General features: G+C 71.2%; 27 protein-coding genes. 12 read left to right on the forward strand and 15 right to left on the reverse strand.

Annotation, left to right across the window (positions count from 1 at the left end; genetic code table 11):
• Positions 1-4 precede the first annotated feature (4 nt).
• Positions 5-1228: a hypothetical protein gene (locus N912_RS0112715; protein ID WP_156993484.1), complete on the reverse strand. Its 1224-nt coding sequence runs from the start codon at positions 1226-1228 to the stop codon at positions 5-7.
• Positions 1229-1869: 641 nt separating this feature from the next.
• Between N912_RS0112715 and N912_RS51485 the strand changes: the two genes are divergently transcribed.
• The gene (locus tag N912_RS51485) at positions 1870-2832 is read left to right on the forward strand and encodes an AfsR/SARP family transcriptional regulator (protein WP_169747873.1); all 963 of its coding nucleotides are present in this window, start codon (positions 1870-1872) and stop codon (positions 2830-2832) included.
• Positions 2833-3078: 246 nt separating this feature from the next.
• Here N912_RS51485 and N912_RS64510 read toward each other — a convergent pair whose 3' ends face one another.
• The gene (locus tag N912_RS64510; protein WP_169747874.1) at positions 3079-3510 is read right to left on the reverse strand and encodes a DUF222 domain-containing protein; all 432 of its coding nucleotides are present in this window, start codon (positions 3508-3510) and stop codon (positions 3079-3081) included.
• A 281-nt stretch (positions 3511-3791) separates the two neighbouring features.
• On the opposite strand from N912_RS64510, the gene N912_RS0112735 reads away from it, so the two are divergent.
• The 3 genes from N912_RS0112735 to N912_RS0112745 are packed head-to-tail and all read left to right on the forward strand — an operon-like array spanning position 3792 to position 8066.
• Entirely contained in the window at positions 3792-4337 is a 546-nt protein-coding gene (locus N912_RS0112735; protein ID WP_028922729.1) for a YbhB/YbcL family Raf kinase inhibitor-like protein, read from the forward strand.
• Between the two features lie 6 nt (positions 4338-4343).
• Positions 4344-7388: a bifunctional [glutamine synthetase] adenylyltransferase/[glutamine synthetase]-adenylyl-L-tyrosine phosphorylase gene (locus N912_RS0112740; protein WP_028922730.1), complete on the forward strand. Its 3045-nt coding sequence runs from the start codon at positions 4344-4346 to the stop codon at positions 7386-7388.
• A 39-nt stretch (positions 7389-7427) separates the two neighbouring features.
• Entirely contained in the window at positions 7428-8066 is a 639-nt protein-coding gene (locus N912_RS0112745) for a LysE family translocator (RefSeq protein ID WP_028922731.1), read from the forward strand.
• On the opposite strand, the gene N912_RS0112750 is transcribed toward N912_RS0112745, so the two are convergent.
• Together N912_RS0112750 and N912_RS0112755 are read right to left on the reverse strand one after the other, a co-directional pair.
• Positions 8063-8965, reverse strand: coding sequence for a S66 peptidase family protein (locus tag N912_RS0112750; protein WP_028922732.1), 903 nt, complete (start codon positions 8963-8965; stop codon positions 8063-8065). The genes N912_RS0112745 and N912_RS0112750 overlap by 4 nt on opposite strands.
• Positions 8965-9960, reverse strand: a complete 996-nt coding sequence (locus N912_RS0112755; protein WP_084210839.1) for a sigma-70 family RNA polymerase sigma factor — start codon at positions 9958-9960, stop codon at positions 8965-8967. Before N912_RS0112755 ends, N912_RS0112750 begins: the two co-directional genes overlap by 1 nt.
• 94 nt (positions 9961-10054) lie before the next feature.
• Between N912_RS0112755 and N912_RS0112760 the strand changes: the two genes are divergently transcribed.
• Together N912_RS0112760 and N912_RS0112765 are read left to right on the forward strand one after the other, a co-directional pair.
• Positions 10055-10459 carry a VOC family protein gene (locus N912_RS0112760; RefSeq protein ID WP_037064286.1) on the forward strand — a complete coding sequence of 135 codons (405 nt, stop codon included), beginning with the start codon at positions 10055-10057 and terminating at the stop codon, positions 10457-10459.
• A gap of 6 nt (positions 10460-10465) precedes the next feature.
• Positions 10466-11386, forward strand: a complete 921-nt coding sequence (locus tag N912_RS0112765; RefSeq protein WP_028922735.1) for a cyclase family protein — start codon at positions 10466-10468, stop codon at positions 11384-11386.
• On the opposite strand, the gene N912_RS51490 is transcribed toward N912_RS0112765, so the two are convergent.
• Positions 11375-12793, reverse strand: a complete 1419-nt coding sequence (locus tag N912_RS51490; protein WP_245645262.1) for an XRE family transcriptional regulator — start codon at positions 12791-12793, stop codon at positions 11375-11377. The genes N912_RS0112765 and N912_RS51490 overlap by 12 nt on opposite strands.
• 72 nt (positions 12794-12865) lie before the next feature.
• Between N912_RS51490 and N912_RS0112775 the strand changes: the two genes are divergently transcribed.
• Positions 12866-13165 (forward strand): hypothetical protein, encoded by a 300-nt coding sequence (locus N912_RS0112775; protein ID WP_169747875.1) that lies wholly within the window; start codon positions 12866-12868, stop codon positions 13163-13165.
• Between the two features lie 28 nt (positions 13166-13193).
• On the opposite strand, the gene N912_RS0112780 is transcribed toward N912_RS0112775, so the two are convergent.
• Complete coding sequence (locus N912_RS0112780) at positions 13194-14006, reverse strand: helix-turn-helix domain-containing protein (RefSeq protein ID WP_028922737.1); 813 nt, start codon at positions 14004-14006, stop codon at positions 13194-13196.
• A gap of 111 nt (positions 14007-14117) precedes the next feature.
• Here N912_RS0112780 and N912_RS0112785 point away from each other — a divergent pair, with 111 nt between their 5' ends.
• The gene (locus N912_RS0112785; protein WP_028922738.1) at positions 14118-15119 is read left to right on the forward strand and encodes a zinc-dependent alcohol dehydrogenase family protein; all 1002 of its coding nucleotides are present in this window, start codon (positions 14118-14120) and stop codon (positions 15117-15119) included.
• Positions 15120-15134: 15 nt separating this feature from the next.
• Positions 15135-15704: a TIGR03086 family metal-binding protein gene (locus tag N912_RS0112790; RefSeq protein ID WP_028922739.1), complete on the forward strand. Its 570-nt coding sequence runs from the start codon at positions 15135-15137 to the stop codon at positions 15702-15704.
• Between the two features lie 2 nt (positions 15705-15706).
• Here the strand turns inward: N912_RS0112790 and N912_RS0112795 are convergent, their stop codons facing one another.
• The 4 genes from N912_RS0112795 to glnA all read right to left on the reverse strand — a co-directional run bounded on the left by N912_RS0112795 (position 15707) and on the right by glnA (position 20513).
• Entirely contained in the window at positions 15707-18091 is a 2385-nt protein-coding gene (locus N912_RS0112795; RefSeq protein ID WP_028922740.1) for an ATP-binding cassette domain-containing protein, read from the reverse strand.
• 6 nt (positions 18092-18097) lie between these two features.
• The gene (locus N912_RS0112800; protein WP_028922741.1) at positions 18098-18517 is read right to left on the reverse strand and encodes a VOC family protein; all 420 of its coding nucleotides are present in this window, start codon (positions 18515-18517) and stop codon (positions 18098-18100) included.
• Positions 18518-18522: 5 nt separating this feature from the next.
• Positions 18523-18972, reverse strand: coding sequence for a helix-turn-helix transcriptional regulator (locus N912_RS0112805; protein WP_028922742.1), 450 nt, complete (start codon positions 18970-18972; stop codon positions 18523-18525).
• 122 nt (positions 18973-19094) lie between these two features.
• Positions 19095-20513: a type I glutamate--ammonia ligase gene (gene glnA, locus N912_RS0112810; RefSeq protein ID WP_028922743.1), complete on the reverse strand. Its 1419-nt coding sequence runs from the start codon at positions 20511-20513 to the stop codon at positions 19095-19097.
• Between the two features lie 220 nt (positions 20514-20733).
• On the opposite strand from glnA, the gene N912_RS0112815 reads away from it, so the two are divergent.
• Positions 20734-21180: an RDD family protein gene (locus N912_RS0112815; RefSeq protein WP_028922744.1), complete on the forward strand. Its 447-nt coding sequence runs from the start codon at positions 20734-20736 to the stop codon at positions 21178-21180.
• A gap of 1 nt (position 21181) precedes the next feature.
• Here the strand turns inward: N912_RS0112815 and N912_RS0112820 are convergent, their stop codons facing one another.
• The gene (locus N912_RS0112820; protein WP_028922745.1) at positions 21182-21727 is read right to left on the reverse strand and encodes a CGNR zinc finger domain-containing protein; all 546 of its coding nucleotides are present in this window, start codon (positions 21725-21727) and stop codon (positions 21182-21184) included.
• Between the two features lie 85 nt (positions 21728-21812).
• Here N912_RS0112820 and N912_RS51495 point away from each other — a divergent pair, with 85 nt between their 5' ends.
• Positions 21813-22778 (forward strand): DMT family transporter, encoded by a 966-nt coding sequence (locus tag N912_RS51495; RefSeq protein WP_169747876.1) that lies wholly within the window; start codon positions 21813-21815, stop codon positions 22776-22778.
• On the opposite strand, the gene N912_RS0112830 is transcribed toward N912_RS51495, so the two are convergent.
• From N912_RS0112830 to N912_RS51500, 3 genes are read right to left on the reverse strand one after another with little or no spacing between them, the layout of a single operon-like run.
• Positions 22690-23445 carry a DUF4191 domain-containing protein gene (locus tag N912_RS0112830; RefSeq protein ID WP_028922746.1) on the reverse strand — a complete coding sequence of 252 codons (756 nt, stop codon included), beginning with the start codon at positions 23443-23445 and terminating at the stop codon, positions 22690-22692. The genes N912_RS51495 and N912_RS0112830 overlap by 89 nt on opposite strands.
• A 26-nt stretch (positions 23446-23471) precedes the next feature.
• On the reverse strand, positions 23472-24473 hold the full coding sequence (gene lipA, locus N912_RS0112835; protein ID WP_028922747.1) for a lipoyl synthase: 1002 nt from the start codon (positions 24471-24473) through the stop codon (positions 23472-23474).
• 25 nt (positions 24474-24498) lie between these two features.
• Positions 24499-24927 (reverse strand): hypothetical protein, encoded by a 429-nt coding sequence (locus N912_RS51500; RefSeq protein ID WP_051580110.1) that lies wholly within the window; start codon positions 24925-24927, stop codon positions 24499-24501.
• A 115-nt stretch (positions 24928-25042) separates the two neighbouring features.
• Here N912_RS51500 and N912_RS51505 point away from each other — a divergent pair, with 115 nt between their 5' ends.
• Positions 25043-25723, forward strand: coding sequence for a TetR/AcrR family transcriptional regulator (locus tag N912_RS51505; RefSeq protein ID WP_051580111.1), 681 nt, complete (start codon positions 25043-25045; stop codon positions 25721-25723).
• On the opposite strand, the gene lipB is transcribed toward N912_RS51505, so the two are convergent.
• Positions 25685-26437, reverse strand: a complete 753-nt coding sequence (lipB, locus tag N912_RS0112850) for a lipoyl(octanoyl) transferase LipB (protein WP_028922748.1) — start codon at positions 26435-26437, stop codon at positions 25685-25687. The two genes, N912_RS51505 and lipB, sit on opposite strands and share 39 nt — an antisense overlap.
• Between the last annotated feature and the right edge of the window lie 18 nt (positions 26438-26455).

A 26455-nucleotide genomic window follows, 5' to 3' on the forward strand; every position in this document is an offset into this window, starting at 1 on the left:
GTGGCTACCAGGTCGGGTCCAGTTGGTGGAGCCGTTCCACTGAGAAGCCCGTGTCGGCCGTCTTGTCCCATTTGGGGAAGATGGGTTCCGGGTGGAGCTTCAGCGAGAAGACGAGCGCGGCGCAGGCGAGCAACACGTACACCGGGGACGGTGTGGGCGCCGGCCGTGGCGAGTGGGAGCGCCCGAGCATGGCGAGCGCGGCGACGAAGGCCACGAAGGCGAGCGCCCACCAGCGTCGGTAGTCGTTGCCGACGGTGCTCAGCAGGACCGCGACGAGCGCGAACCCGGCCGCGAGCGCGCCGAGGCGCCCATCGGCGGTACCGGCGACCGTGGTCCGCAGCATCGTCGTGGTGAGCAGGTAACAACCACCGAACACGACCACGCCGGTGAGCACGGTGAGCGGCGACATGCCGAGGAAGAACCTGAAGCCCTGGGTCGCCGTCTGCCCCAGCGTCGAGATGGTGTTCTCCTTGGCGAGGTTCACGTCCAGCCCAGCGGCGTTCGCCTCGGCGATCAGCCTGGTGAGCGCGTCCCGGGACGGTCGGCCCACCATGCTGAGCGCCGCGACGGCGGTGCCCGGGGCGAGCACCGCCGCCGTGACGACTCGCAGCCGCTGCCCGGTCCAGCCCAGGCGGCGCAGCGCTATCACCGCGATCGGCGCCACGAAGGCGAACAGCAGTTCCTCCGTAGCGGTCGCCAGCAGAACCAGTGCCCCGATGCCGACAGCGCGGGCCGAGCGATGGGCCGTGCTCCCCGCGCACAGCACCGAGATCGTCGCCATGGCCGCGAACCCGACACCGTCAAAGCGACCGATGATCCGCATCAGTTGGTCGAACGTGAACGGCGAGGCGACGACAAGGGCGACGACGAGCAGCCTCGGCTCGGCCTCGGACACCGTCCTGGCGAGCAGGGTCACCAACACCAGCAGCGCGATCGCCCCGGCGGCCAACATCCCGCCCGCGAGCCAGGTGGCGTGTGCCGCGGTCGGGGATTCGGTGAACAGCCGGAGGAACTCCCCCGGAAGACCGCGACGGACAAACCCGTCGCGATAGTCCACCCAGTACGCGCTGGCCCGAGCGCCGGAGACGAACGGGTCGTCGAGGACGCGCTCGTACAGCTCGGTCGCGAGGACGAAGGCCACCACGACGAGCGCGATCCCCGAGACACCACCACGCAGCATCGACCACCGGTCCACCCGCTGGGGCGCCGGAGGAGCCGTAACGCTCATGCGGAGAGCACCAGGAAGCCGCCCAACATCTCACACACCACTCGATCGCGGTAATCCACCAGGACCTCCGACGTCACTCAGTTCCGCATACCACCTGGCTGTTCCTCGGCCACCGCGCCGCACAACCCTCTCGCTCGGGCGCGCTCGCCGAACAGCCGCAAGCGCGCTCCGCGCCCGTCACCCAGGCCCGTATCGCGGCGTTCCGACGACCCTCGCTTCACGCACGGATACGACAGGCCCCTGCGCTTCGAACGGCGGACGGGCACGGCAACCTCCGTTGACAGAAAGGTCCAGAGCTGACGCTAGCAGCGCAACAATGTTTTCGTTCAGTACATCGAGTGGGCAAGAACCAAACGAGAACATTTCCAGAATCCTCACCCTACAGGATAGGCGTACCCGGCTCAGGTCACGCTCGGAGAAACGTATGGTTACAGCGATGACGCGCCCTCGCCGATAAGAATATCGCGGCATTGTGACCGAACGATGGAGTCGCGGCATGACGTGGATGGGCGCGAACCGGGATAATGATGTTTCATCCGCACGATGAGGGTCCATGGGGGTGCCCCGACATAGTCGCGGAAGATATCCGTTATCAAATACTAGGCCCGGTCACTGCCGCGATCAAGGGCGACCCGGTTAGAGTGGTGCCGCCGAAGCGCGCCGCGGTGCTGGCGGTGTTGTTGCTCAACGCCAACCGGGTGGTCGCCGACGAACGGATCATCGAGTTGGTCTGGGGAAGGAATCCACCACCCAGCGCCAGAAGCGTCCTGCGTGTACACATTTCGGAACTGCGTGCCCGGCTGGCCCAGTGCATGATCGGCCGCGCCGGGAGCGGCTACCTGATCGATGTAGCGCCCACCCAACTGGATCTGCAGGTATTCCTCGACATGGTGGCTGTCGCACAGTCCGAGTCGCGAGCGGGGCACGCCAAGCAAGCGGCGCGGCGATTGCGCTCCGCGCTGCGGTTGTGGACCGGCCCGGCACTCGACGGCGTGACCGGCGTACTGATCGAACACGAACGGCATAGCCTCGAAGAGCACCGACTCACCGTTGTCGAGGAACTATTTGAGGCCGAACTGGCCGCTGGTAATCACACCCGTATTGTGGACGAGCTGGCCAAGGTCACCGGTAACCATCCGTTCCGAGAACGCCTGGCGGCTCAGCTCATGCTCACGCTGCACCGATGCGGACGCAGATCCGAGGCGCTGCAAGTCTACACCGACATCCGCCGACGGCTGGTGGATGAACTCGGCATCGAACCGGGCCAGCCGCTACGCGACATGCAGGTAATAATCCTCAACGGCCAGGACCCGGCCGAGCCAACGGCGCCAGCGATCGATGACAGGGCGGATGACGCGGAAGCCGAGGACGAGTCAAAAAACCGCCTCGGCGAGCAGCACACGAACAGTTCCGCCTCCGGCCACGACACCGAGATGCCCACCGTCAGCGTGTCGCAACCAGATGAGATCAGCTCGCTGTACGACATCACCCAACACCTGAGCCGAAAGATCGATGAGGTGGACGCCAAGCTGAACCTCATTCTGACTCATCTCGGTCAGCCCCACGCGAATGCGTTCCAAACCAGCAAGGACCCAGAGAATTGACCGTCCTCGACGCGGTTACTCTGTGATCTCCCGAAGGTAGGACGCGCCGGGACCTCTGCTGGCGGTCCATCTGGTCGTAGCGGCCGTTGAGTAGCCCGAGGAACACATCCGCGCGGATCTGGTCCAACCGGCCGGGGTACCCGGCGCGTTTGGCCGCGCGGGCCAGCCGGTCGATGCGTTCACAGGCCGCTGCGGCCTCGTCGGGTGGCAGCCCGTCGGCGGTGATCACGGCGGTGCCGTCCGGGTTCAGGTAGCCGATGACGGATCGGTCGGTGATGGCTTTTCGTACTGGTCGCGGGCGCGGGCGCGGTCGGGGTCGGGGTCGATGACCATGCGCGCCAGCCGCGCCCGTAACTGGCCCGAGGTCAACCCTCCGGCTTGCGGCAGCAGCGCGCGGCAGATCCGTTCGATCTCCTCGGCGGGTAGGCCGGCGAGGTGGTCGGTGAAGGCGCGAACTTTGGGCCGGTCGATCTCACCGTTGTCCAATGCGCTCCACACCGCCGGGAGCTGAGAGGTCAGCACTTCGGCGAAGTCGTGTTCGGCCTCCGCCGCGCGCCGTGTCCAGGCCGGGGCGGGGAGGGTTTCGTCCGCGCCATACCGCGACGGTTGACCCAACTGACCGACCTCGTGCAGCCCGGCGTTCGGGTCGCGGCGGCCCACTTCAGCGACCACCGCCAAGATCCGGGCATCGTCGTGGGCGCGCTGCCGTGAGCGGGCCTGCAGCAGGCACCGACAAAACCTGGCTGCCGCAGGAAGCCAGACCCAACGCGCCCAGCCGCCACTAGGGGACGGCACCAAGCAACCTACAAACTCAGGTCGTCGGAAATCGCGCCAGCGATTTTCGAACGAAACACATGACGGCACGCATGAGTACGAACCCAGAGAACCAGAGCGGCGAGCACGACACGGACGCGGTAGGTTCCCGGACGCACGGTGATCGGGACGAGAAGGAGTGAGAGATGAGCACGGCCGCGCGGCCACCAGGACCATACGACTTCCTGCCTGAGGTGCCGTCGTTCACGGTGACCAGCGCAGACATCGCCGACGGCCAGACCCTCCCGGAGGCGCAGCGCAGCGGCGCGTTCGGAGTGCCGGGCGGCCGGGACGTGTCCCCGCAGCTGTCCTGGTCGGGCGCACCCGCCGGGACCAGGAGCTACGCGGTGACCTGCTACGACCCGGATGCTCCCACCGGCAGCGGGTTCTGGCACTGGGCGGTGGCCAACATCCCGGCCAGCGTCACGGAGCTCCCCACGGACGCGGGCGCTGTGGGCGGCGCGGCGATGCCCGCAGGCGCGCTGACGCTGGCGAACGACGGGGGGATGAGGGGTTACGTCGGCGCCGCCCCGCCGCCGGGACACGGCGACCACAGGTACTACTTCACGGTGCACGCGGTGGGCGTGGAGTCGCTGGAGCTGCCCGACGGTGCCACCCCGGCCTACCTCGGGTTCAACCTGTTCTCGAACACCGTCGGACGCGCGGTCCTGATCGGGCTGTTCGGGCGCTGAGTACCCGTGACCGAGCGGCGTAACGGAACGTCGCTGATCCGGCTCGGCCTCACCGAGCCGTGGGCGGAGCAGACGCTCGTCGAGCTGGGCTGGTGGCGCGACGGCCGGCCGGTGCCCGAGGCCGAGCCGGTGATGTGGGCGCTGGCCCGCAGTCCGGACCCCAACCTGGCGCTGCGGGCCGTCGAGCGGCTGGCGGCGTCCCTGGCCGAGGCCGGGGATGGCGGCTGGGCCGAGCTGGACGGCGCGCTGCGGACCGACCTGGGGCTGCGTGGGCGGCTGTTGGCCCTGCTCGGGGCGTCCACCGCGCTGGGGGACCACCTGATCACCCGGCCGGAGCTGTGGCGGGAGCTGGCCTCCGGCCGGGCGCTCGACCCGGACCGGCTGCCCGACCTGGAGGCCCGGTCCGAGGCGCTGCTCGGCGCGGTGGGCGCGACGTGCAACGACGACGGCGTACCGGGCGGCGCGAAAGCCACGCTCACCGGGCAGGAGGCGATCGGCGCGCTGCGCGAGGCGTACCGGGACGCGCTGGTGGAGATCGCGGCGGCCGACGTGGCGGCGGTGGGGGAGCCGGTGCTCCCGGTGTTGCCGGTCGAGCTGGTCGCAGCGCAGCTCGCGGACCTGGCCAGCGCGGCGTTGCGCGCGGCGCTCGCGGTGGCCGCCGCCGAGGTCGAGCCGCCGGACGGGGACGAACCCCTGCCCCGCCTCGCGGTGATCGCCATGGGCAAGTGCGGCGGCAACGAGCTGAACTACGTCAGCGACGTGGACGTGATCTTCGTCGCGGAGCCGGCGGACGCCACCGCCACCCGGCTGGCGTCCACGCTGATGCGGGTGGCCGGCGAGGCGTGCTTCCCGGTGGACGCCAACCTGCGCCCGGAGGGCCGGCACGGCGCGCTGGTCCGCACCCTGGACAGCCACCTCACCTACTACCGAAGGTGGGCCAAGACGTGGGAGTTCCAGGCGCTGCTCAAGGCCAGGCCGGTGGCCGGCGACCCGGAGCTGGGCGCGGAGTACGCCGACGCGGTGGCGCCCATGGTGTGGACCGCCGCGGACCGGGACGACTTCGTGCCCGAGGTGCAGGCCATGCGCCGGCGGGTGGAGCAGCACATCCGCCCGGACCACCAGGACCGCGAGCTCAAGCTGGGCCGGGGCGGGCTGCGTGACGTGGAGTTCGCCGTGCAGCTGCTGCAGCTCGTGCACGGCAGGGCGGACCCGGAGATCCGGTCCGGCTCGACCCTGGACGCGCTGGCCGCGCTGGGCGCCGGCGGCTACGTGGGCCGCGACGACGCCGCGAACCTGGCCGCTTCGTACCGGTTCCTGAGGCTGCTCGAACACCGGCTGCAGCTGTCCAGGCTGCGCCGCACCCACCTGCTGCCGGCCGAGACGGACACCGCGGAGCTGCGCTGGCTGGCCCGCGCCGCGAAGATGCGCCCGGACGGCCGCCGCGACGCGGTCGGCGTGCTGCTCGCGGAGTGGCGCAACAACACCCGCCGGGTGCGCCGGCTGCACGAGAAGCTGTTCTACCGGCCGCTGCTGGCCGCGGTCTCGCAGCTCCCGGGCGAGGCGCTGCGGCTCTCGCCCAAGTCGGCGGCGCGCCGGCTGGCCGCGCTGGGCTGGGCGTCCCCGGAGGGCGCGCTGAACCACCTGCGGGCGCTGACCGGCGGGGTGTCCCGGGCGGCGGCCATCCAGCGCACGCTGCTGCCGGTGCTGCTCGAACAGCTCGCCGACACCGCCGACCCGGACCGCGGGCTGCTGGCCTACCGGCGGGTGTCCGAGGCGCTCGCGGACACCCCGTGGTACCTGCGCCTGCTGCGGGACGAGGGTGCCGTGGCCCAGCGGCTGATGCTCGTGCTCGGAACCTCGGCGCTGGTGCCCGACCTGTTGGTGCGCGCCCCCGAGGTGTTGCGGCTGCTCGCGGACACCTCGCCCAAGGCCGACCTGGCCACCAGGGACCCGGCCGAGGTGGCCGCCTCGCTGTGCACCGCGGTGGCGCGGCACCCGGACCCGGCGGCGGCGGTCGCGGCGGCGCGCTCACTGCGCCGGCACGAGCTGCTGCGGGTGGCCTGCGCCGACCTGCTGGGCCTGATGCCGGTGGCCGGCGTGTGCGCGGCGCTCAGCGAGGTGTGGGCGGCCGTGCTGCGCTCCGCGCTGGACGCGGTGCTGCGCGGCCAGACCGGCGAGCCGAGGGCGCGGCTGGCCGTGATCGGCATGGGGCGGCTCGGCGGCGCCGAGCTGGGCTACGGCTCGGACGCGGACGTGCTGTTCGTCTGCGAGCCGGTCGACGGTGCCACCGAGCACGAGGCGGTGCGGTGGGCCACGGCGGTCGCGGAGAAGGTGCGGGGCCTGCTCGGGGCGCCGAGCCCGGACCCGGCGCTGGTGGTGGACGCCGACCTGCGCCCGGAGGGCCGCAGCGGTCCGCTGGTGCGCACCGCGGAGTCGTACCGGGCGTACTACGCGAAGTGGGCCGAGGCCTGGGAGGCGCAGGCGCTGCTGCGGGCGCGCCCGCTGGCCGGCGATCCGGAGCTGGGCGAGCGGTTCCACGCGCTGATCGATCCGATCCGCTACCCGGACGGCGGCCTGCCACCGGACAAGGTCACCGAGATCCGGCGGATCAAGGCCAGGGTGGACGCCGAGCGGCTGCCCCGGGGCGCCGACCGCGCTACCCACACCAAGCTCGGCCATGGTGGCCTGGCCGACGTCGAGTGGACCGTCCAGCTGCTGCAGCTGCGGCACGCCGCCGAGGTCCCCGAGCTGCGCACCACCTCGACCCTGGACGGGCTGCGGGCGGCCGCCGAGGCGGGCCTGCTCGCCGGGGAGGACGCCGAGGAGCTGGCCGCCGGCTGGACCATGGCCACCCGGGCCCGCAACGCCGTCACCCTGGTGCGCGGCAAACCGGCCGACCAGCTGCCCCGCTCCGGCCGGGAGCTCGCGGCGGTGGCCATGGCGATGGGGCACCCGGCCGGTGGCGATCCCGGTGAGTTCATCGACGAGTACCGGCGCGTCACCCGCCGCGCCAGGGCGGTGGTCGAGCGGGTCTTCTACGCGGGCGACTGACCCCCGAAACTCGGGTGCGCGCGGCGTTAACGTGAACCCATGCCGTCCACGAACCACCTGCTCGCCTTCGCGGTGGCCTCGGTCGTCCTGGCCCTGATCCCGGGTCCCTCGCTGCTGTTCGTGGTGAGCCGGGCCATCGCGCACGGCCGGCGGGCCGCGCTGGGCAGCGTCGCCGGCAACTCCACCGGTGCCGCGGCCCTGGTGGTGCTGGTCGCGGTCGGGCTGGGCAGCGCGGTCGAGCGCTCGCTGGCGCTGTACACGGCGATCAAGCTGGTCGGCGCGGTGTACCTGGTGTACCTGGGCATACGGACCTTCCGGGAGCGCCGCGCGCTGGCCGACGTGCTGGGCGACGGCGAGGCGGTCGGCGTGGGCCGGCACGTCTACTGGCAGGGCGTGCTGGTCGGGGCGACCAACCCGAAGACGATGGTGTTCTTCGCCGCCGTGCTGCCCCAGTTCGTGGACCCGACGGCCGGCGGGGTGCCGATGCAGATGATCGTGCTCGGGCTGATGTTCGTACTGATCGCCACCGCGTCGGACAGCGTGTGGGGCCTGCTCGCCGGCGGTGTGCGCGACTGGCTGGCCCGCTCGCCGCGGCGGGCGGCCGCGCTGGGCGGCGCCGGTGGCCTGAGCATGATCGGGCTGGGGCTCGGCCTGGCCGTGACCGGCCGCCGCGACTAACGCACGGCGGGTTCGGCGGTCAGCGTGCCGGCGGCGGCGTCGATCGTGGCGGTGGTGCCCAGCGGGACGGCGAGCGGGTCGGGTCCGTGCCCCAGTTCGAGGCCGCCCAGCACCGGCACGCCCAACGACAGGAGCCGGTCGCGCAGCACGTCGCGCAGCGTCCAACCGCGGTCGGTGTAGCCGTCGAACCCGGTGAACCGGCCCAGCGCGACGCCGTGCACGCCGCGCAGCGAGCCGGAGCGGATGAGGTGGGTGAGCTGCCGGTCGACCTGCCCCAGGCCGATTGTCCGCTCGGCTTCGAGGAAGAGGACGGCACCGGCGAGGTCGGGCAGCCCGGCACCGATGAACCCCACGACGGTGGGCAGGTTGCCGCCGACCAGCGGCCCGACGGCGCGCCCGGGCGCCTGGATCGCGGCCGTGATCGAGTCCTCGTCGCGTTGCAGGGTGACGGGTGCGGCCTCGGTGAGCAGCGTACGGACAGCGCCCGCGGCACGGTCGCCGGCCAGGCAGCCGTGGACGCCGGCCAGCCGGGCGTGCCGCCAGAGCGCGAGGTGCAGGTTGGTGATGTCGCTGAACCCGACCACCGGCTTCGGGTCCGCCTGCGCCGCGGCGTGGTCGATGCCGTCCACGATCCGGTAGGCACCCGCCCCGCCCCGGGTGGCGATCACGGCGCGGACCCCGGGGTCGCGGAACGCGTCGTTCAGGTCGGCCAGCCGGTCCTCGTCCCGGCCGGCCATGTAGCCCCACCTGTCCAGGACATGGTCACCGCACTCCACCCGCAGGCCCCAGCCCTGGAGAATACGAACCGACTCGGCGACCCACTCGCGATCGGGACAGCTCGCGGGCGACACCAGCCGAACCCGGTCGCCGGGCCGGAGCCTGGGCGCGCGGCGCGGCACTACGCGGGCAGCTCCTCGGGCATCCCGAACGCGGCGAACAGCGAGGTGTCGAAGTAGCAGGCGGTGTGCGAGACGCCGGCCGCCGTGACCGTGAGCTGCTGGATCTGGAACGGACGGAACACGCCGTCGGCGTCGACGTGGTACACCCCGAACGCGGCCTGACCGTTCGCGGACGTGGCCACCAGCCGCATCTGACCCGGCCCGGTCGCCGGGCACTGCTCGGCGATCAGGCGCCCGATCGTGCCGGCGCCCTGGAACCAGCCGGTGAACGGCGGCATCTCCCAGACCGCGTCCTCGGTGAGCAGCTCCACGATCCGGTCCACGTCGTAGTCCTCGAACGCGGCCACGTACTTGTCCAGCAGCTCGCGGGCGCGCTCGTCGTCGGCGGGCAGCTCGGGGCCCGCATCGGGCGCGTGCTTGGCCACCTGGGCGCGGGCTCGTTGCAGCGCGCTGTTCGCGGCGGCCACCGACATGTCCAGCGCCTCGGCGACCTCGCTGGCCTGCCAGGCCAGCACGTCACGCAGGATGAACACGGCCCGCTGCCTCGGGGTGAGCAGCTGCAGCGCGGCGACGAAGGCCAGCCGCACGCTGTCCCGGGTCACCACCTGCTCGGCGGGGTCGGCGTCCGGCTCGCCCCAGACCATCGAGTCCGGCAGCGGCTCCAGCCAGGGCAGCTCCGGGCGCTGTTCGAGCTCGCCGCTGGGGCTGGACGGGGGTGCGCCGAGCCCCGTGGGCAGCGGGCGGCGCTGGCCCTGGTCGAGCGCGGTCAGGCAGGCGTTGGTGGCGATCCGGTACAGCCAGGTCCGCACCGAGGACCGCCGCTCGAAGCCGTGGAAGGCGCGCCACGCCCGCAGGTAGGTCTCCTGCACGAGGTCCTCGGCCTCGTGCACCGACCCCAGCATCCGGTAGCAGTGCGCGGTGATCTCCCGCCGCAGCGGTTCCACCTGCTCCCGGAACGACTCGTCGACGTCCACCGTGCTGACAACGTCACTCACGAGTGGAGAAACTAGCGCGTGACCCGATGAGTTCCCGAGCTGATTCCGGTCTGATCTCCCGACGGCACATCGGAAAGGACGAAACGTGGATCGGATGATCTTTATCAACCTGCCGACGAAGGACCTGGCCGCGTCCAGGGAGTTCTACACCGGTCTCGGTTTCTCGATCAACGAGCAGTTCTCCGACGACAAGTGCGCGTGCGTCGTCGTCTCGGACACGATCTACGTGATGGTGCTGGTGGAGGACAGGTTCCGCGAGTTCCTCAGGGGCGAGATCAGCCCGTCGGACACGACCGAGGCGATCCTGTGCCTGTCCGCGGAGAGCCGCGCCGAGGTGGATGACCTGCTGCGCAGGGCGCTCGCGCACGGCGGCAAGCCGTGGCACGAGGTGAGGGCAGACGGGCCGATGTACGGCGGCAGCTTCACCGACCCGGACGGCCACGTCTGGGAGGTGATGTACATGGACATGAGCGAGGTCACGGGGAGCGGGCCAAACTAAGGACCTATGACCCAGTATCGCGCCTCGTTCGACGCCGTGATCAATTTTGGCAATGGCGGCGACCTGGTGGTGCACGGGTTTCGCGTCGACGTCCCATCGCCCGACGTGTCCGAGGCCGAGATCGCGGCGTTGTTCGTCACATCGCTCGGGCTGCTGATGACCGAGAACGTGGAGCTCGGCAACGTCGAGATCTTCGCCGAACCGCACAAGGGCACCCGGGGAGGGCCGGCGGACCGCTCCGCCGGTCCTCTCGGCGCGGGTGGCCGGCTGGTCGAGCTGAGCCATGTCATCCGGGCCGGGATGGTGACCTATCCGGGGCTCCCCGGTCCGGAGATCAGCTCGCACCTGACCAGGGAGGCGTCCCGGGAGCACTATGCCGAGGGGACGGAGTTCGCGATCGACCGGCTGAGCCTGGTCGGGAACACCGGCACCTACCTCGACTCGCCCTACCACCGCTATCCGGACGGGCCCGACCTGAGCACCATCTCGCTGGACAGGGTCGTCGACCTGCCGGCCGTCGTCGTCCGGACCACCGGCGCTCGCGGCCGTGGCATCGACGTCGGCGCGGTGGCCGCCCTCGGCGACGACGTCCGGGGCGCGGCCGTGCTGCTGCACACCGGCGACTCGGCCCGGTTCGGTACCCCGGAGTACGCCGAGGACCACCACTTCCTCACCGGGGACGCCGCCGCGTGGCTGGCCGAGCGCGGCCCGGCGCTGGTCGGCATCGACGCCGTCAACATCGACGACACCCGCGGTGGTGACCGCCCCGCGCACAGCCTCCTGCTCGCCGCCGGCATCCCGGTCGTCGAACACCTGACCGGCCTGGACCAGCTGCCCCCGGCGGGCGCCCGGTTCACCGCCGTGCCGCTGCGGGTCGCGGGCCTGGGCACCGTGCCGGTGCGCGCGTTCGCCCGCCTACCCGTGTGACCCGGCAAGCAGGAGGTCCCGGTCGCGCCAGGCCAGCCGGAGCAGGGTCAGCGCGCTGGCCGACAGCCTCGGATCGAGCCGGTCGATCGCCTCGCCGGTGAACGGGATGTCGAAGCGGCCGCCGCGACCGACAAGCCGACCCTCGTCGTTGACCTCGACCAGGTCGGCGAAGAGCCGGTCGAACGTCTCGTCCTCGATGACGGCCACGGTGAGCTGCACGGCACCCAGCTCCAGGGGTTCGAGCACGAGGCCGTAGTGCCAGACCCGGAATCGGCCGTCGTCGCGAGCCCGCTGGAAGGAACGGAAGGGCTCCTGGCCGGCGTAGTCGACGGACCGGCCACTGGAGCCGTCATGCTCGGGGTTGCCGAGCAGCTCCTCGGAGAACTCCCGCATGATGTTGCGCCACAGCGACAGGTCCTCGCGCGCGTGGTTCATCGACGACGGCTGGAACTCCCCGGCCGGCATCACGTGGCACAGCCCGCCGCCGTCGGCGACCTTGCCGCCGTCGCGTTCGTGCAGGACGAAGCGGTGGCCACCGGCCCGACCCCGTCGGATGGTCAGGGTGCTGATACCCGGCGACATCAGCAGCCGGCCGGGGTCGAACGGATCGCCCAGGGCCGCCCGCAGCGGCAGAACGTCCCATCCGGGCACCGCGCCGCCACCGGCCAGCCACGCGGCCTTGAACTCGTGCGCCAGCGACTGCTTGACATCGAACACGTCGAAGAACGTCGACGTGGTGAAGGTCAGGGTGTACTCGCCGTCGTTGTGCAGGTCCAGCAGCCGGTAGCTGGGCCGGTTCTCCAGCAGGCGCGGCCGCACCAGGTCACGCACGGCGCGGCTGTACCCGCTGTAGCGCCGGCCGGTGTCGGTGAGCGGCAGCACGTGATCGTGCAACCCCAAGGGCCGGGGCGGAGCGGCCTCGGACCACTCCATACGTATCCGGTCGAGGTCGACGGGCTGGTCGAGCAGCCAGCCCGGCCCGGTGAGGACATGGCCGCCGGGTGCGCGCGCCGAGCGCGGGTAGAGCCAGGCCGCCAGCTCGGTCAGCTCACGTCCGCGCACCCCCGGCGCCTGCCGCACTCGAAGCCACTCCCGCTGGCTGCGCACCACATCCGCGGCGCTGAGGCCCGGGTCTGGACCATCGGCCTGCTCCGGCGGCCCGAGCAACTCGTGAATCGGCCGGCCGAACTGGCGTTGGAGCACCCGGGCGGTGGACGGATGCGGGCGGGCGACCTTGCCGGCCGCGATGCGCTGCAGGTGCTCCGAGCTCAGCGACACCACGCGGATCCCGGACTCGCGGTACAGAGCCCGCGCGTGGGCGAGGAACTGCTCGGCCAACTCGGGCCAGGTCCGTAGCTCGGCGGCGACGAGCTGTTCGAGCAGGGTCCGGGGTTGTTCACGCGACACGTCCCGCCCCCTTGGAAAGCGGTGTCATCGTTGCACATCCATCATCGAAACCTCATGGCGTCCTGCCTTGTGATGATCGTCGTGACACATCAGACATCCGTCCATGTATTCGCCGTTCACGCGGTCCATCCGAGGCAGATCAGAGGGACCGACACCGTGTGGACGGCCGAGGATGACGCCGAGGAACGAGCCAGCAAGGTGAGCACCGATCCAGACGTCCTTGCCGCGGCCGTCACCCGGTTCACTCTGAACACCCCCGGGGAGCGGCACCCCGCGGCGCTGTATGTAGACGGCGTGCGGCAACGACTGCCTCACATCAGCGACGACCGGCGAGTGCTGGCCAACGGGCTGAAGGGTCAGCTCGGGCGGTGACTCTGGCCGAGGCCGGTCGCGGGCGGCGTCATTCGGCGGAGGGCGTTGCGTGGCGTCGTTCGGCTCGGGTTCGGAGGCGGTCGGCGGTGGCTTCGTCGGCGGGTAGGAACGCCTCGAGGTGCAGCTCGGCGAGGGTGACGTCGGTCGCGGTGGCGAACGAGGTCAGGGTGGTGATCAGGTTCAGTTCGCCGTCGGCCGAGGCCAGGCGCATCGGTACGGAGAAGCCGAGGTGGTCGCGGCCGACGGTGGCGGGCGGCAGGTATCCGGCCAGCTCGGCGATGAACTCGTCGAGCCGGGGGTCCGGGCTGCGCCGTGACCTGGCGCGGAGGTTCTCGATGACGTGGCGGCCCCACTCGTCCAGGTTTCGTACCCTGCGGCCCATGCCCCGCGGATGGAGCATCAGCCGGAGCATGTTGAACGGGGGGTTCAGCAGGTCGGGCGCGGCGCCCTCGGTGAACACCTCGACGGCGTCGTTCGTCGCCACCACCCGGCCGTAGCCGGCGATGACGAGGGCCGGATACGGCTGGTGGCCGCGCAGGATCTGGTCCAGCGCGGCGCGCACCGGGCGCAGCGCGGAGTCGTCCAGGCCGGACTCGGCGAAGACCGGGGCGTAGCCGGCCGCGGCGAGCAGGTCGTTGCGTTCCCGCAGGGACAGGCCGAGCGACTCGGCCAGCCGGATCACCACCGCGCGCCCCGGGTGCGAGCGGCCACTTTCGATGAAGCTCACGTGGCGCTGCGTGGTGTCGGCGAGCGCCGCCAGTTCGAGCTGGCTGACCCGGCGCAGGTTGCGCCAGCGCCGAAGCTCCGTGCCCACCCCGTTGCGCTCGACTGTGCTGCTCACCGTGCTGTTCTACCCCGCGCCGGTTGCTGCCGGCGATTCCTTCGAGGGAATTGCCGGGCGCCGCGAGCGTCCGCACGATCTCACCGCAGCCACGAACGAGAAGGGCACGTGATGAAGTCCTACCGTCTTGATCCCGGTCATGGGCTCACCGTCCATGACGAGGACGAACCGAAACCGGGACGCGGCCAGGTGCTGGTCGGGATCCGCGCGGCCTCGGTCGGTTTCCGCGACCTGATGGTCCTGGCCGGCAACTATCCGCTGCCGATCGCGCCGGGGGTGGTGCCCGGGTGCGAGGGGGTGGGCGAGGTGGTCGCCGTCGGCGAGGACGTGACGCGGGTGCGGCCGGGTGACCGGGTGGCGGCCACGGTGTTTCCGCGCTGGCTGGACGGACCGTTCAGGCGGGAGAACGCCGCGCAGTTGGGCACGATGGTCGACGGCGTGCTGACCGAGCTCGCGCTGCTGTCCGAGGACGGCGTGGTGGGCATCCCGGAGCACCTCTCCTACCAGGAGGCCGCCGCGCTCCCGCTGGCCGCCGTGACCGCCTGGAACTCCCTGACCAGCGGCAACGAACTGAGGCCCGGTGCCACGGTGCTTACGCTCGGCTCCGGTGCGGTGTCCCTGTTCGCCCTCCAGCTGGCCAAGCTCGCCGGCGCGGAGGTCATCGCGACCACGTCGAGCGACGCGAAGGCCGAGCGGCTGAAGGCGCTCGGTGCCGACGAAGTGATCAACTATCGGGAGCATCCGAACTGGTCGGAGCGGGTGCGCGCGTTGACCGGCGAGCGGGGCGTCGACCTGGTCGTGGATCCGAGCGGGCCGCTCTCGGAGTCGCTGCGGTCCGTGGCGGCCAGCGGTGAGGTGGCCTTCGTCGGCTACACCCTGTCCGGTGCCGAGGGCGCGCAACCCATCGACCCGGGCCTGCTGTTCATGGCCGGCGCGACGCTGCGCCGGATCGCCACCGGAAGCCGGGCGCATTTCCTCGAGCTGAACCAGGCGGTGCGGGTGCACCGGCTGCGCCCGGTGATCGACCGGGTGTTCCCGTTCGACCGGGTCCCCGACGCCCTGGAGCACTGCCGGTCGGGGCGTGGTTTCGGCAAGATCATCATCGCCAACTGAGGACGGAGACATCCAGTGAACCTGCGCACGCTGTACGACGACATCGCCGGCGAAGCGACAGCGCTGATCGGCGCGGTGGACACCGGATCGCTGGGCCTGCCCACGCCGTGTACCGAGTGGACGGTCCGGGACCTGGTCAACCACATGGTCGCCACCACCACGGTGGTCGCGTTCGCCAGGGAGCGCGACGGGGTGACCGCGGCCGAGCTGCGCGACCTTCAGGCCGCCGACCACATCGACGCCGACCACACCGCCGCCTGGAAAGCGGCCGCCCAGCGGCTCATCACAGCCTTCGCCGACGAGGACGCGCTGCGGCGGCCGCTGACCCTGGCCGGCCTCGGGGAGCAACCGGGCGAAGCGGCGCTGAGCATCGCGGTCTTCGATCTCGGCACCCACTGCACCGACCTCGCCCACGCCACCGGCCGGCCCATGCCCACGGCCGAGCTGCTCGAACAGACGCTGGCCATCGGCAGGCAGGTGCTCGCCGAGCGCCGTGACCCCGCCCTGTTCGGCCCGGAGCGCCCGGCGCCCGCCGGCGCGCCGATCGCGGTGCGGCTGCTCGCCTTCGCGGGACGGGAGGTCTGAGCTCAGGCGCCCACGTACGCCGCGAGGTGCTCGCCGGTGAGGGTGGAGCGGGCGGCGACCAGGTCGCCGGGCGTGCCCTCGAAGACGATCCGGCCGCCGTCGTGGCCCGCGCCGGGGCCGAGGTCGATGATCCAGTCCGCGTGCGCCATGACCGCCTGGTGGTGCTCGACGACGATGACCGACTTGCCGGCGTCGACGAGCTTGTCGAGCAGTCCGAGCAGCTGCTCCACATCGGCGAGGTGCAGGCCGGTGGTCGGCTCGTCGAGGACGTAGATCCCGCCCTTCTCGCCCATCCGGGTGGCCAGCTTGAGCCGCTGCCGCTCGCCGCCGGACAGCGTGGTCAGCGGCTGGCCGAGGCGCAGGTAGCCCAACCCGACGTCGTCGAGCCGTTCGAGGATCACGTGCGCCGCCGGCGTTCGTGCCTCGCCCTCGCCGAAGAACGCCAGCGCCTCGGCCACCGACATCGCGAGCACCTCGCTGATGTCGCGCCCGCCGAGGTGGTGTTCCAGGACCGAGGCCCCGAACCGCTTCCCCTCGCACTCCTCGCAGGTGGTGGTGACGGTGTCCATGAACCCCAGCTCGGTGTAGATGACGCCGGCGCCGTTGCAGGCGGGGCAGGCGCCCTCGGAGTTGGAGCTGAACAGCGCCGGCTTCACGTCGTTGGCCTTGGCGAACGCCTTGCGGATCGGGTCGAGCAGCCCGCTGTACGTCGCCGGGTTGCTCCGCCGCGAGCCGCGGATCGGGGTCTGGTCGATGGAGACCACGCCGGCGTCGGCGGGCATCGAGGTGTGCACCAGCGAGCTCTTGCCCGAGCCGGCGACGCCGGTGACGACGGTGAGCACCCCCAGCGGGATGTCGACGTCCACGGACCGCAGGTTGTGCGCGGTCGCGCCTCGGATCTCCAGCGTGCCGGTGGGGGTACGGACGGTCGGTTTGAGCGCGGCCCGGTCGTCGAGGTGGCGGCCGGTGATGGTGCCGCTGGCCCGCAGCCCCTCGACGGTGCCCTCGAAGCAGACCGCCCCGCCCGCCGAGCCAGCGCCGGGGCCGAGGTCCACGACGTGGTCGGCGATCGCGATCGCCTCCGGCTCGTGCTCCACGACGAGCACCGTGTTGCCCTTGTTCCGCAGCTGCAGCAGCAGGTCGTTCATCCGCGCGACGTCGTGAGGGTGCAGGCCGGTGGTGGGCTCGTCGAAGACGTAGGTGACGTCGGTGAGCGAGGAGCCGAGGTGGCGGATCATCTTGACGCGCTGCGCCTCACCGCCGGACAGGGTGGCGGACGGGCGATCCAGCGAGAGGTAACCCAATCCGATGTCGACGAACGAGTCGAGCGTCTCCGACAGCTTGGTGAGCAGCGGCGCCATCGACGGCTGGTCGAGCCCGCGCACCCAGCCGGCGAGGTCGCTGATCTGCATGGCGCTGACGTCGGCGATGTTGACCCCGTCGATCTTCGACGACCTGGCCGTCTCGTTGAGCCGGGTCCCGTCGCACTCCGGGCAGACGGCATGGGTGACCGCCCGGTCCACGAACGCGCGGATGTGCGGCTGCAGCGACTCCCGGTCCTTGGACAGCATCGACCTCTGGATCCGTGGGATCAGCCCCTCGTACCAGACGTTGACGCCGTTGACCTTGATCCTGGTCTGTTCCTTGTAGAGCAGGTCGTTGAGCTCGCGCTTGGTGTACTTGCGGATCGGCTTGTCCGGGTCGTGGAAGCCCGAGTTCCGGAAGATCGTGCCGTACCAGCTGTCCCCGGTGTAGTTGGGAATCAGCAGTGCGCCCTCGTTGAGTGACTTGCTGTCGTCGTAGAGCTGGGTGAGGTCGAAGTCCGAGGTCCGGCCGGTGCCCTCGCAGCGCGGGCACTGGCCGCCGACGATGTTGAACTCGCGGCGTTCCTTGATCGTCCGGCCGCCGCGCTCGAAGCTGACCGCACCCGCCCCGCTGATCGAGGCGACGTTGAAGGAGAACGCCTTCGGCGACCCGATGTGCGGTTGTCCCAGCCGGCTGAACAGGATGCGCAGCATCGCGCCGGTGTCGGTGACGGTCCCCACGGTGGAGCGGGAGTCGCCGCCGATCCGCTCCTGGTCGATGAGGATCGCGGTGGTCAGGCCGTCGAGCACGTCGACCTCGGGGCGGGCCATCGTCGGCATGAAGCCCTGCACGAACGCGCTGTACGTCTCGTTGATCATCCGCTGCGACTCGGCGGCGATCGTGCCGAACACCAGCGAGCTCTTGCCCGAGCCGGACACGCCGGTGAACACCGTCAGCCGGCGCTTCGGGATCTCGACGCTGACGTCGCGGAGGTTGTTGACGCGCGCGCCGTGCACCCGGATCAGGTCGTGGCTGTCGGCGACGTGCTGGGCGTGCGCCTGGGTTCTGGTGGCCGTGCTCATGGGTACTCAGTGCACCTCGAAAATGCGGATCATGTTGCCGGCGGGGTCGCGGAAGGCACAGTCCCGGACGCCCCACGGCTGGTCGGTCGGCTCCTGGACGACCTCCGCCCCGCTGCTACTACCGGACTGGAGCCGCTCGAAGGTGTCGTCGAGGTTCTTGGTGGCCAGGTTGATGCCGGCGTAGGTGCCCTTGGCCATCATCTCGGCGATGGTGCGGCGCTCGTCGTCGGTGATCCCGGGGTCGGCGGCCGGCGGGTGCAGCACGATGGACGTGCCGGGCTGCGCGGGCGGGCCGACCGTGATCCAGTGCAGGCCGCCGTACTCGACGTCGTTGCGGACTTCGAAGCCGAGGGTGTCGCGGTAGAAGGCCAGCGAGGCGGCCGGGTCGTCGTGGGGGAGGAAGGCCTGGTGAATGGTGAGGTCCATGGCGCTCACGCTAAGTGCGGCGCCGGGGCCGGTGCTTCTCGATTCCTGATCGGTCTGGTGACCTGTTTGGCCACGCACGGCGACATCCCCGCCGCCGCGTCCGCCCGCTCGCGCCGGTAGACGCTGGGCGGCACGCCGACCAGCTCGGTGAACCGCGTGCTGAACGTGCCCAGCGACGAGCAGCCGACCGCGAAGCAGACCTCGGTCACGCTCAGGTCGCCCCGGCGCAGCAGCGCCATCGCGCGCTCGATGCGCCGGGTCATCAGGTAGGAGTACGGGGACTCGCCGTAGGCCCGCCGGAACTCCCGGCTCAGGTGCCCGGCGGACATGTGCGCGCCGCGAGCGAGCGCCTCGACGTCCAGCGGCTGCGCGTACTCCCGGTCGATCCGGTCGCGGACGCGCCGCAGCCTCGCAAGGTCGCCCAGGCGCTGTGCCTCGGCGGGTCTGCTGGTCATTCGCGCGATGGTGCCACATCGCGGCACTCCACGGCCGGCCGCTGACGTTTGTGCAGGTCACCACCCGTGAGTGGTTAGAGGTGCCATAGCACCTCTAACCACTCACGGGTTCTGAGCAGGGGTTATACGTCGTAGTACAGGGCGAACTCGTAGGGGTGCGGGCGCAGGCGGAGCGGGTCGATCTCGTTCTCCCGCTTCAGCGAGATCCAGGTCTCGATGAGGTCGGGTGTGAACACGCCGCCTTCGAGCAGGTAGTCGTGGTCGGCCTCGAGCTTGTCGATCACGGCGGCGAGGCTGCCGGGCACCTGGGTGACGTTCGCGGCCTCCTCGGGCGGAAGCTCGTAGAGGTCCTTGTCGATCGGTGCGGGCGGCTCGATCTTGTTCTTCACGCCGTCCAGGCCGGCCATCATCATGGCGGCGAACGCCAGGTACGGGTTGCCGGAGGAGTCCGGGCAGCGGAACTCCAGGCGCTTGGCCTTCGGGTTCGAGCCGCTGATCGGGATCCGCACGCAGGCCGACCGGTTGCGGCTGGAGTAGACCAGGTTCACCGGGGCCTCGAAGCCGGGCACCAGCCGGTGGTAGGAGTTCACCGTCGGGTTGGTGAACGCCAGCAGGCTGGGCGCGTGGTGCAGCAGGCCGCCGATGTAGTGCCGGCAGGTGTCGGAGATGCCGCCGTAGCCGGACTCGTCGTGGAACAGCGGCGCGCCGTCCTTCCACAGCGACTGGTGGGTGTGCATGCCGGAGCCGTTGTCACCGAACAGCGGCTTGGGCATGAACGTGACGGTCTTGCCGGCGTCCCACGCGGTGTGCTTGAGGATGTACTTGTACAACTGCAGGTCGTCGGCGGCGTGCAGCAGCGTGTTGTACTTGTAGTTGATCTCCGCCTGGCCCGCCGTGCCGACCTCGTGGTGCGACTTCTCCACCTCGAACCCGGCGTTGATGAGGTGGGTGGTCATGGCGTTGCGCAGGTCGGCGAAGTGGTCGGTCGGCGGGACGGGGAAGTACCCCATCTTGTAGTTGATCTTGTAGCCGCGGTTGTTCGTCTCCGAGCCGCTGTTCCACCAGCCCTCTTCGGAGTCGATGTAGTGGTAGGCGGCGTTCGGCGTGGTGTCGAAGCGGACCGAGTCGAAGATGTAGAACTCGGCCTCCGGGGCGAAGAACGCGGTGTCCGCGATGCCCGAGCTGGCCAGGTACTGCTCGGCCTTGCGGGCGACGTTGCGCGGGTCGCGGCTGTAGGGCTCCAGGGTGAGCGGGTCGTGCACGAAGAAGTTGATGTTCAGCGTCTTCTCGGTCCGGAACGGGTCGACGCGCGCGGTCGCCGGGTCCGGCAGCAGCTGCATGTCCGACTCGTGGATGGACTGGAAGCCGCGCACCGACGAGCCGTCGAAGGCAAGCCCTTCGTTGTAGACGTCCTCGGTGAAGAACTCGGCCGGGACCGTGAAGTGCTGCATGATTCCTGGCAGGTCACAGAACCGGACGTCGACGTACTTCACCTCCTCGTCGGAGATGAAACGCAGGACCTCGTCGGAGTTGCTGAACACTCTCGTTGGCTCCCTCGTACGTGGCTCAGGTCAACCTCGGGCCATGGGTGTGTGGCCCTCGCGCCGCGTTGCGCGCGGGCGGTTCGGCGTGGGTGCCGAAGATGCGGCGAAACTATGTGGACCGTGTTGCCCGTTCATCACTGAAGCGTTTCGCCCGTGTTAACGGCCGCATTCGTGCGTGTGATCACAGTAGCCTACCGGCGGGTCATAGGCTGGGGCCGTGACCAGATGGACCGGATCGTGGTTGACCGGCTCGGACGAGGGTGGCCAGCGGGACGGCTACCCGGGGGAGCGGCTCGGGCTGCCCGAGGAAGGCGTCGGCTCGGTGGCCGGGCTGGGCCGGCGGGCCGTGGCGTTCGTGTTCGACCTGCTGCTCAGCGCGCTGGTCGCCGGCCTGTTCACCGCGCCGGTGCTGCCGGGGAACTGGAGCCTGCTGGCCTGGGCGGTGTTGACGGTGGTTCCGACCGCGGCGTTCGGCATGACGCCGGGCATGGTGCTGTTCGGGCTGCGGGTGGCCAGGTTGGGCGGCGCGGCGTTCGTCGGGCTTCCGCGCGCGCTGCTGCGGACCGTGCTGCTGTTCTTCGTGGTGCCGGCGGTGGTGACGAACTCCGACAAGCGCGGGCTGCACGACCGTGCGGTGGGCACGGTGGTGCTGCTCAGCCGGTGAGTCAGGCGGTGGCGTGCCGGCGGCGGTAGGCGGCCGCCTTCGCCCGGTTGCCGCATTCGCGCATGTCGCACCAGCGGCGCGAGCCCCGGCGGGACGCGTCCAGGTACAGCCGGCTGCACGGGCTGGCGCCGCAGCGCTTGAGCTGTCCGCGCGCCGGACCGCCGAGCAGTTCGATCGCCGCCCTGGCCACCGTGGCCCGCACCGCCCGTAGGTCCCCGGTACGGACAAGCTCGCCCGGGCCTCGCAACGTCACAGCCACCGGCGCGTTCTCCGCGGCCGCGTTGACCAGCTCGACGTCGCCGGGGTCGGCGGGCTCGCGCTGGATGCTGGCCATGACGAGCCGGTAGATCGCCTCCCGCAGGGCGACGGTGGCGGCCAGGTCGCGGGCCTCGGCGGGGGGTGCGGTGTCCACCAGCCCGGCCTCCAGCGCCCAGCGGGCCAGCGCCTCCGGGTCGGTCAGCAGGTCGTAGCGGTCCTCGGCGTGCCGGTGGCCCACGGTGCCGGCCAGGTCCAGCGCGACGTGTCCGGAGATGAACCTGAACCTCATGCGGCCAGCATAACCGGTTTGACAGGTTACTTGCATCATGGCTAGCGTCGGTAACCGTACTGAGGGGTTAGTTGGGAGGGGTTCGATGGTGCGGTCACAGAGGGTGGACGCGGTGTTGCCGCCGGTGTTCGTGCTGCTGTGGAGCAGCGCGTTCGTGGCCGCCGTGATCGGGGTGGGCGCCGCCCCGCCGCTGTTGCTCACGTTCGCCCGGTTCACCCTGGCGGGGGTGCTGCTGGCCGCGCTGGCGCTGGTCACCGGGGCGCGCTGGCCGCGCGGGCGCCAGCTCGGCCATGTCGCGGTCAGCGGCCTGCTCATCCAGGCGGTGAACTTCGGCGCCGCCTACCTGGCGATCGCGGACGGGCTGCCCGGCGGCGTGGTGGCGCTGGTGCAGGGGCTCAACCCGGTGCTGATCGCGCTGCTCGCCGCGCCGCTGCTGCGGGAGCGGATCCGGCCGTTGCAGTGGTGGGGGTTCGGGATCGGCGGCGTGGGCGTGCTGCTCGCGGTGCTGGACCAGTGGAAGGCGTCCGCCGGGAGCGTGGTGTGCGCGGTGGTCGGGTTGGTCGGGCTGAGCGCGGGCACCGTCTACCAGAAGCGGTACGTGCGGGACATGAACGTACTCTCCGGTACCGCCGTGCAGTTCGGCGTCAGCGCCCCGGTGCTCGGGGTGGCCACCCTGCTGCTGGAGCGGCCGGCGGTGGCCGACTGGCCGGCGTTCGGCGCGGCGTTGGCCTGGATCGTGCTGGTGAACTCGGTTGGGACGTTCGTGCTGCTCAACGTGATGCTGCGGCGCGGGGCGGCGAACCGGGTGGGCAGCATGTTCTTCCTGACCCCGGCGGTGACCGCGGTGCTGTCCTGGCTGGTGCTCGGCGCCACGCTGAGCACCCTGGAGCTGGTCGGGCTCGCGCTGGGCGGGGTCGGCGTGCTGCTGGCCGCTGTGCCGATTCGCGCCCGGGAGCCCGGCGTCAGCGGCGCCGGACCGCGCGCTGCACGCTGCGGATCTTCGCTCCCTGCGGCAACGGCCCCTTCGGCATCGCCGCGGCGCGCGAGCTGAGCGCGTTGAGCCTGCCCTCCAGGACGTCCATCTGCTTGGCGGTGATGTTGCGCGGCAGCTTGGTCATGTGCATCTTCAGCTTGCGCAGCGGCACCTGGCCCTCGTCGTTGCCGACGACGACGTCGTAGATGGGGATGCTGCCGACCAGCCGGGCCACCCGCTTCTTCTCCTGGGCGAGCAGCGACTTCACCCGGTGCGGGGCGCCCTCGGCGACCAGGATGACACCGGGGCGGCCGATCACCCGGTGCACCGCGTCGAGCTGGGTGGTGCCGGCGACGCCCTGGCTGACCCGCCACTGGCCGCGCATGTTGTCCAGCGCCCAGCCGGCCGCGCCGGGCTGCCCCTCGGCCTGGCCGTAGACCGAGCGCTCCACCCTGCGGCCGAACACGAAGATGGCGGCCAGCACGCCGATCGCGATGCCGAGCGGGAGCACCACCCAGTGCATGTCGAAGATCAGGCCGATGCCGAAGACCACCGCCGTGCTGAGCACGATCAGCCCGACCATGATCGGTATCAGCAGCTTGTCCTGCTTGCGTTGCATGTTGAACGCCTGGAAGAGCTGCTTGCGGCGCTGCTTGGACTCGGCCTTCTTGGCGCGTTTGGCTTCCGCGCGTGCGGCTTTGTCCTGCTGGGTCTTGGCTTTCGCGGGCTGGGACTGGGCGGCCATAGTCCCAGGATACGGCCGGACCCGGTCTAGCGGGCGAGCAGGGACGCGGCTTCCTGCGCGGCCGGGCCCTCGTCGGCCAGGTGGGCCAGCGGCTCGGGGAGCGCTTCGCCCCGGTGCCCGACGGCCTGGGCGTAGAGCCGCCCGGCCCGGTAGGACGAGCGGACCAGCGGGCCGGCCATCACCCCGGAGAAGCCGATCCGCTCGGCGGTCTCGGAGTGCTCCAGGAACTCCTCGGGCTTCACCCAGCGGTCCACCGGGTGGTGCCGCTTGCTCGGGCGCAGGTACTGGGTGATGGTGACGATCTCGCAGCCGGCCGCGTGCAGGTCGCGCAGCGCGGCGGTCACCTCGTCGGGGGTCTCGCCCATGCCCAGGATCAGGTTGGACTTGGTGACCAGGCCGGCGGCACGGGCCTTGGTCAGGACCTCCAGCGAGCGCTCGTAGCGGAACCCGGGCCGGATCCGGCGGAAGATCCTCGGCACCGTCTCCAGGTTGTGCGCGAGCACCTCGGGGCGCGAGCCGAACACCTCGGCGAGCTGGTCGTCGTCGGAGTTGAAGTCCGGGATCAGCAGCTCGACGCCGGTGCCCGGGCACAGCGCGTGGATCTGCCGGACGGTCTCGGCGTAGAGCCAGGCGCCGCCGTCGGCCAGGTCGTCGCGGGCCACGCCGGTGATCGTGGAGTAGCGCAGGCCCATGGTGTGCACCGACTCGGCGACTCGGCGCGGCTCGTCACGGTCCAGCGGGGTGGGGCGGCCGGTGTCGATCTGGCAGAAGTCGCAGCGGCGGGTGCACTGCTGGCCGCCGATGAGGAAGGTGGCCTCCCGGTCCTCCCAGCACTCGTAGATGTTGGGGCAGCCGGCCTCCTCGCACACCGTGTGCAGGCCGCCGGTGCGGACCAGGCTCTTCAGCTCGGTGAAGTGCGGGCCCATCCTCGCCCGGGTGCGGATCCACGGCGGCTTCGACTCGATCGGGGTCTCCGCGTTGCGGACCTCGAGCCGCAGGAGCTTGCGTCCTTCCGGGGTGACGGTCACCTGGCCACTGTAACTCGCGCGGCCGTCAGGCGACCGTGGCCAGCTCGGGGCTCAGCTCCCGGCGGCCGGAGCGGATCAGGTCGCGGAACGCGCGCCCCAACCGGACGGAGTCTTCGACCGGGTCGGACATCGCCGACACGCCGGCGCCGAGCGCGAGCATCCGGTACTCCCAGCGCTGCGCCTCGGCCAGCGCCTCGGAGCGGTCCTCGTGGGCGTCCAGCACCGCGCGCAGCGTCCGGTTCTCGGCGGCCAGCGTGCGCCAGGCCGCCGCCACCGCGTCGACCAGCGGTTCGGGACCGGCGAACTCGATGGCCGAGTCCAGCCGGGCGGACAGCGCGGTGCTCCAGCGGTACTGCAGGCCGAGCAGCTGGTCGTCGGTGACGGTGATCGGGGAGGACGAACGGCGGGCCTGGTCGAGGACCGCGTTGAGCTCGGCGTAGCTGGTCTTCGCCATGGTGTACCCCCTGTGGTCTGTGGGACCGGTAGGGCCGTGCCGCCAGCACTTTCCGTACCGGATGTCACCAACATACCAGCAGTACGTACCGGCGGTAGGTAATATGATTCAGGTCATGTCGACGACGAAGTCTCGGCGCCCGTTGGCTCGGCGCTCCCGCCGCGAGGAGTACTCCGAGAGCACCCGCGCCGCCCTGGTGACCAGCGCCATCGAGCTGTTTGCCGAGCGCGGGTACGCGGAGACCTCGTTGGACGCGATCGCCTCGGCGGCCCGGGTCACCAAGGGCGCGCTCTACCACCACTTCCCGGGCGGGAAGAAGGCACTGTTCGCGGCCGCGTTCGACCAGATCGAGGAGGACGTGCACGTCAGGCTGGTCGAGGCCGCGCGCGCGGAGGCCGACTCGCCGTGGGAGGCGGGGATGGCGTCGCTGCGCGCCTTCCTGGACTTCTGCCTGGAGCCGACCTACCGCAGGATCGTCTGGCAGGAGGGTCCGCACGTGATGGGCTTCGCCGCCTGGTGGGAGTGCGAGGAGCGGTACTCGCTGGGCCTGATCGCGGCCATCCTGGAGAAGCTGATGGACGCCGGCCAGATCGAGCGGCTGCCGATCGACCCGCTGGCCCGCACCATCTCCGGGGCGCTGGCCGGCGCGGCCACCGCGATGAGCGTGGCCGTCGACCCGCAGCGGGTGCGTGCGGAGTTCGAGCAGGTCATCGCCCGGTTGATGCAGGGGCTGCGGCCGCTCGGGAGCTGTTCGGAATCAGCGCAGCGCGAGCCCCTGGGTCCCGGCGGCGGGTAGCGGGTGGTCGGCGACCGGGAGCGTGCCGTCCAGCGCCTCGGTCATGGCGGTGGTGACGTCGTCGATCACGTCCTCGATGCGGACCTCGCGGCCCAGTTCGGCGCTCAGCGAGGTGACCCCGGCGTCGGGGATCCCGCAGGCCACGATCTGGCCGAACCCGCCCATGTCCGGGTTGCAGTTCAGCGCGAAGCCGTGCAGCGTCACCCCGCGCTGCACCCGGACCCCGATCGCGCCGACCTTGCGCTCGGGGCGCAGGCCCTCGGCGGGCACCCAGACCCCGCTGCGCCCGTCCACCCGGCCGGTGGCCAGGCCCTGGCGGGCGCACACCGCGATCAGGGCCTCCTCCAGCCTGCGCACGTAGTCCACCACGTCGATCGGGTCGGCCAGGCCGATGATCGGGTAGCCGGTGAGCTGGCCGGGGCCGTGCCAGGTGATCCGCCCGCCCCGGTCGACGTCGACCACCGGGGTGCCGTCGGTGGGCTTCTCCCATTCCCTGGTGCGCTTGCCGGCGGTGTACACCGGCGGGTGCTCCAGCAGCATGAGCACGTCGGGGCCGGTGCCGTCGGCGCGGGCGGCGGCGTGCTCGCGCTGCTGCTCCCAGGCCACGTGGTAGTCGACGTGGCCGAGGCGCAGCGGCGTGATCGGGTCGGTGCTGGCGCGGCAGGAGGCGGCGGCGGGGGAGGTGGTGGAAGAAGAGGTGGCTGCGAGGGTCACAGGCTCACCGTACGCCCG

The sequence above is a fragment of the Actinospineispora acaciae DSM 45401 genome (assembly GCF_000620785.1).
Taxonomy (GTDB): Bacteria; Actinomycetota; Actinomycetes; order Mycobacteriales; family Pseudonocardiaceae; genus Pseudonocardia; species Pseudonocardia acaciae.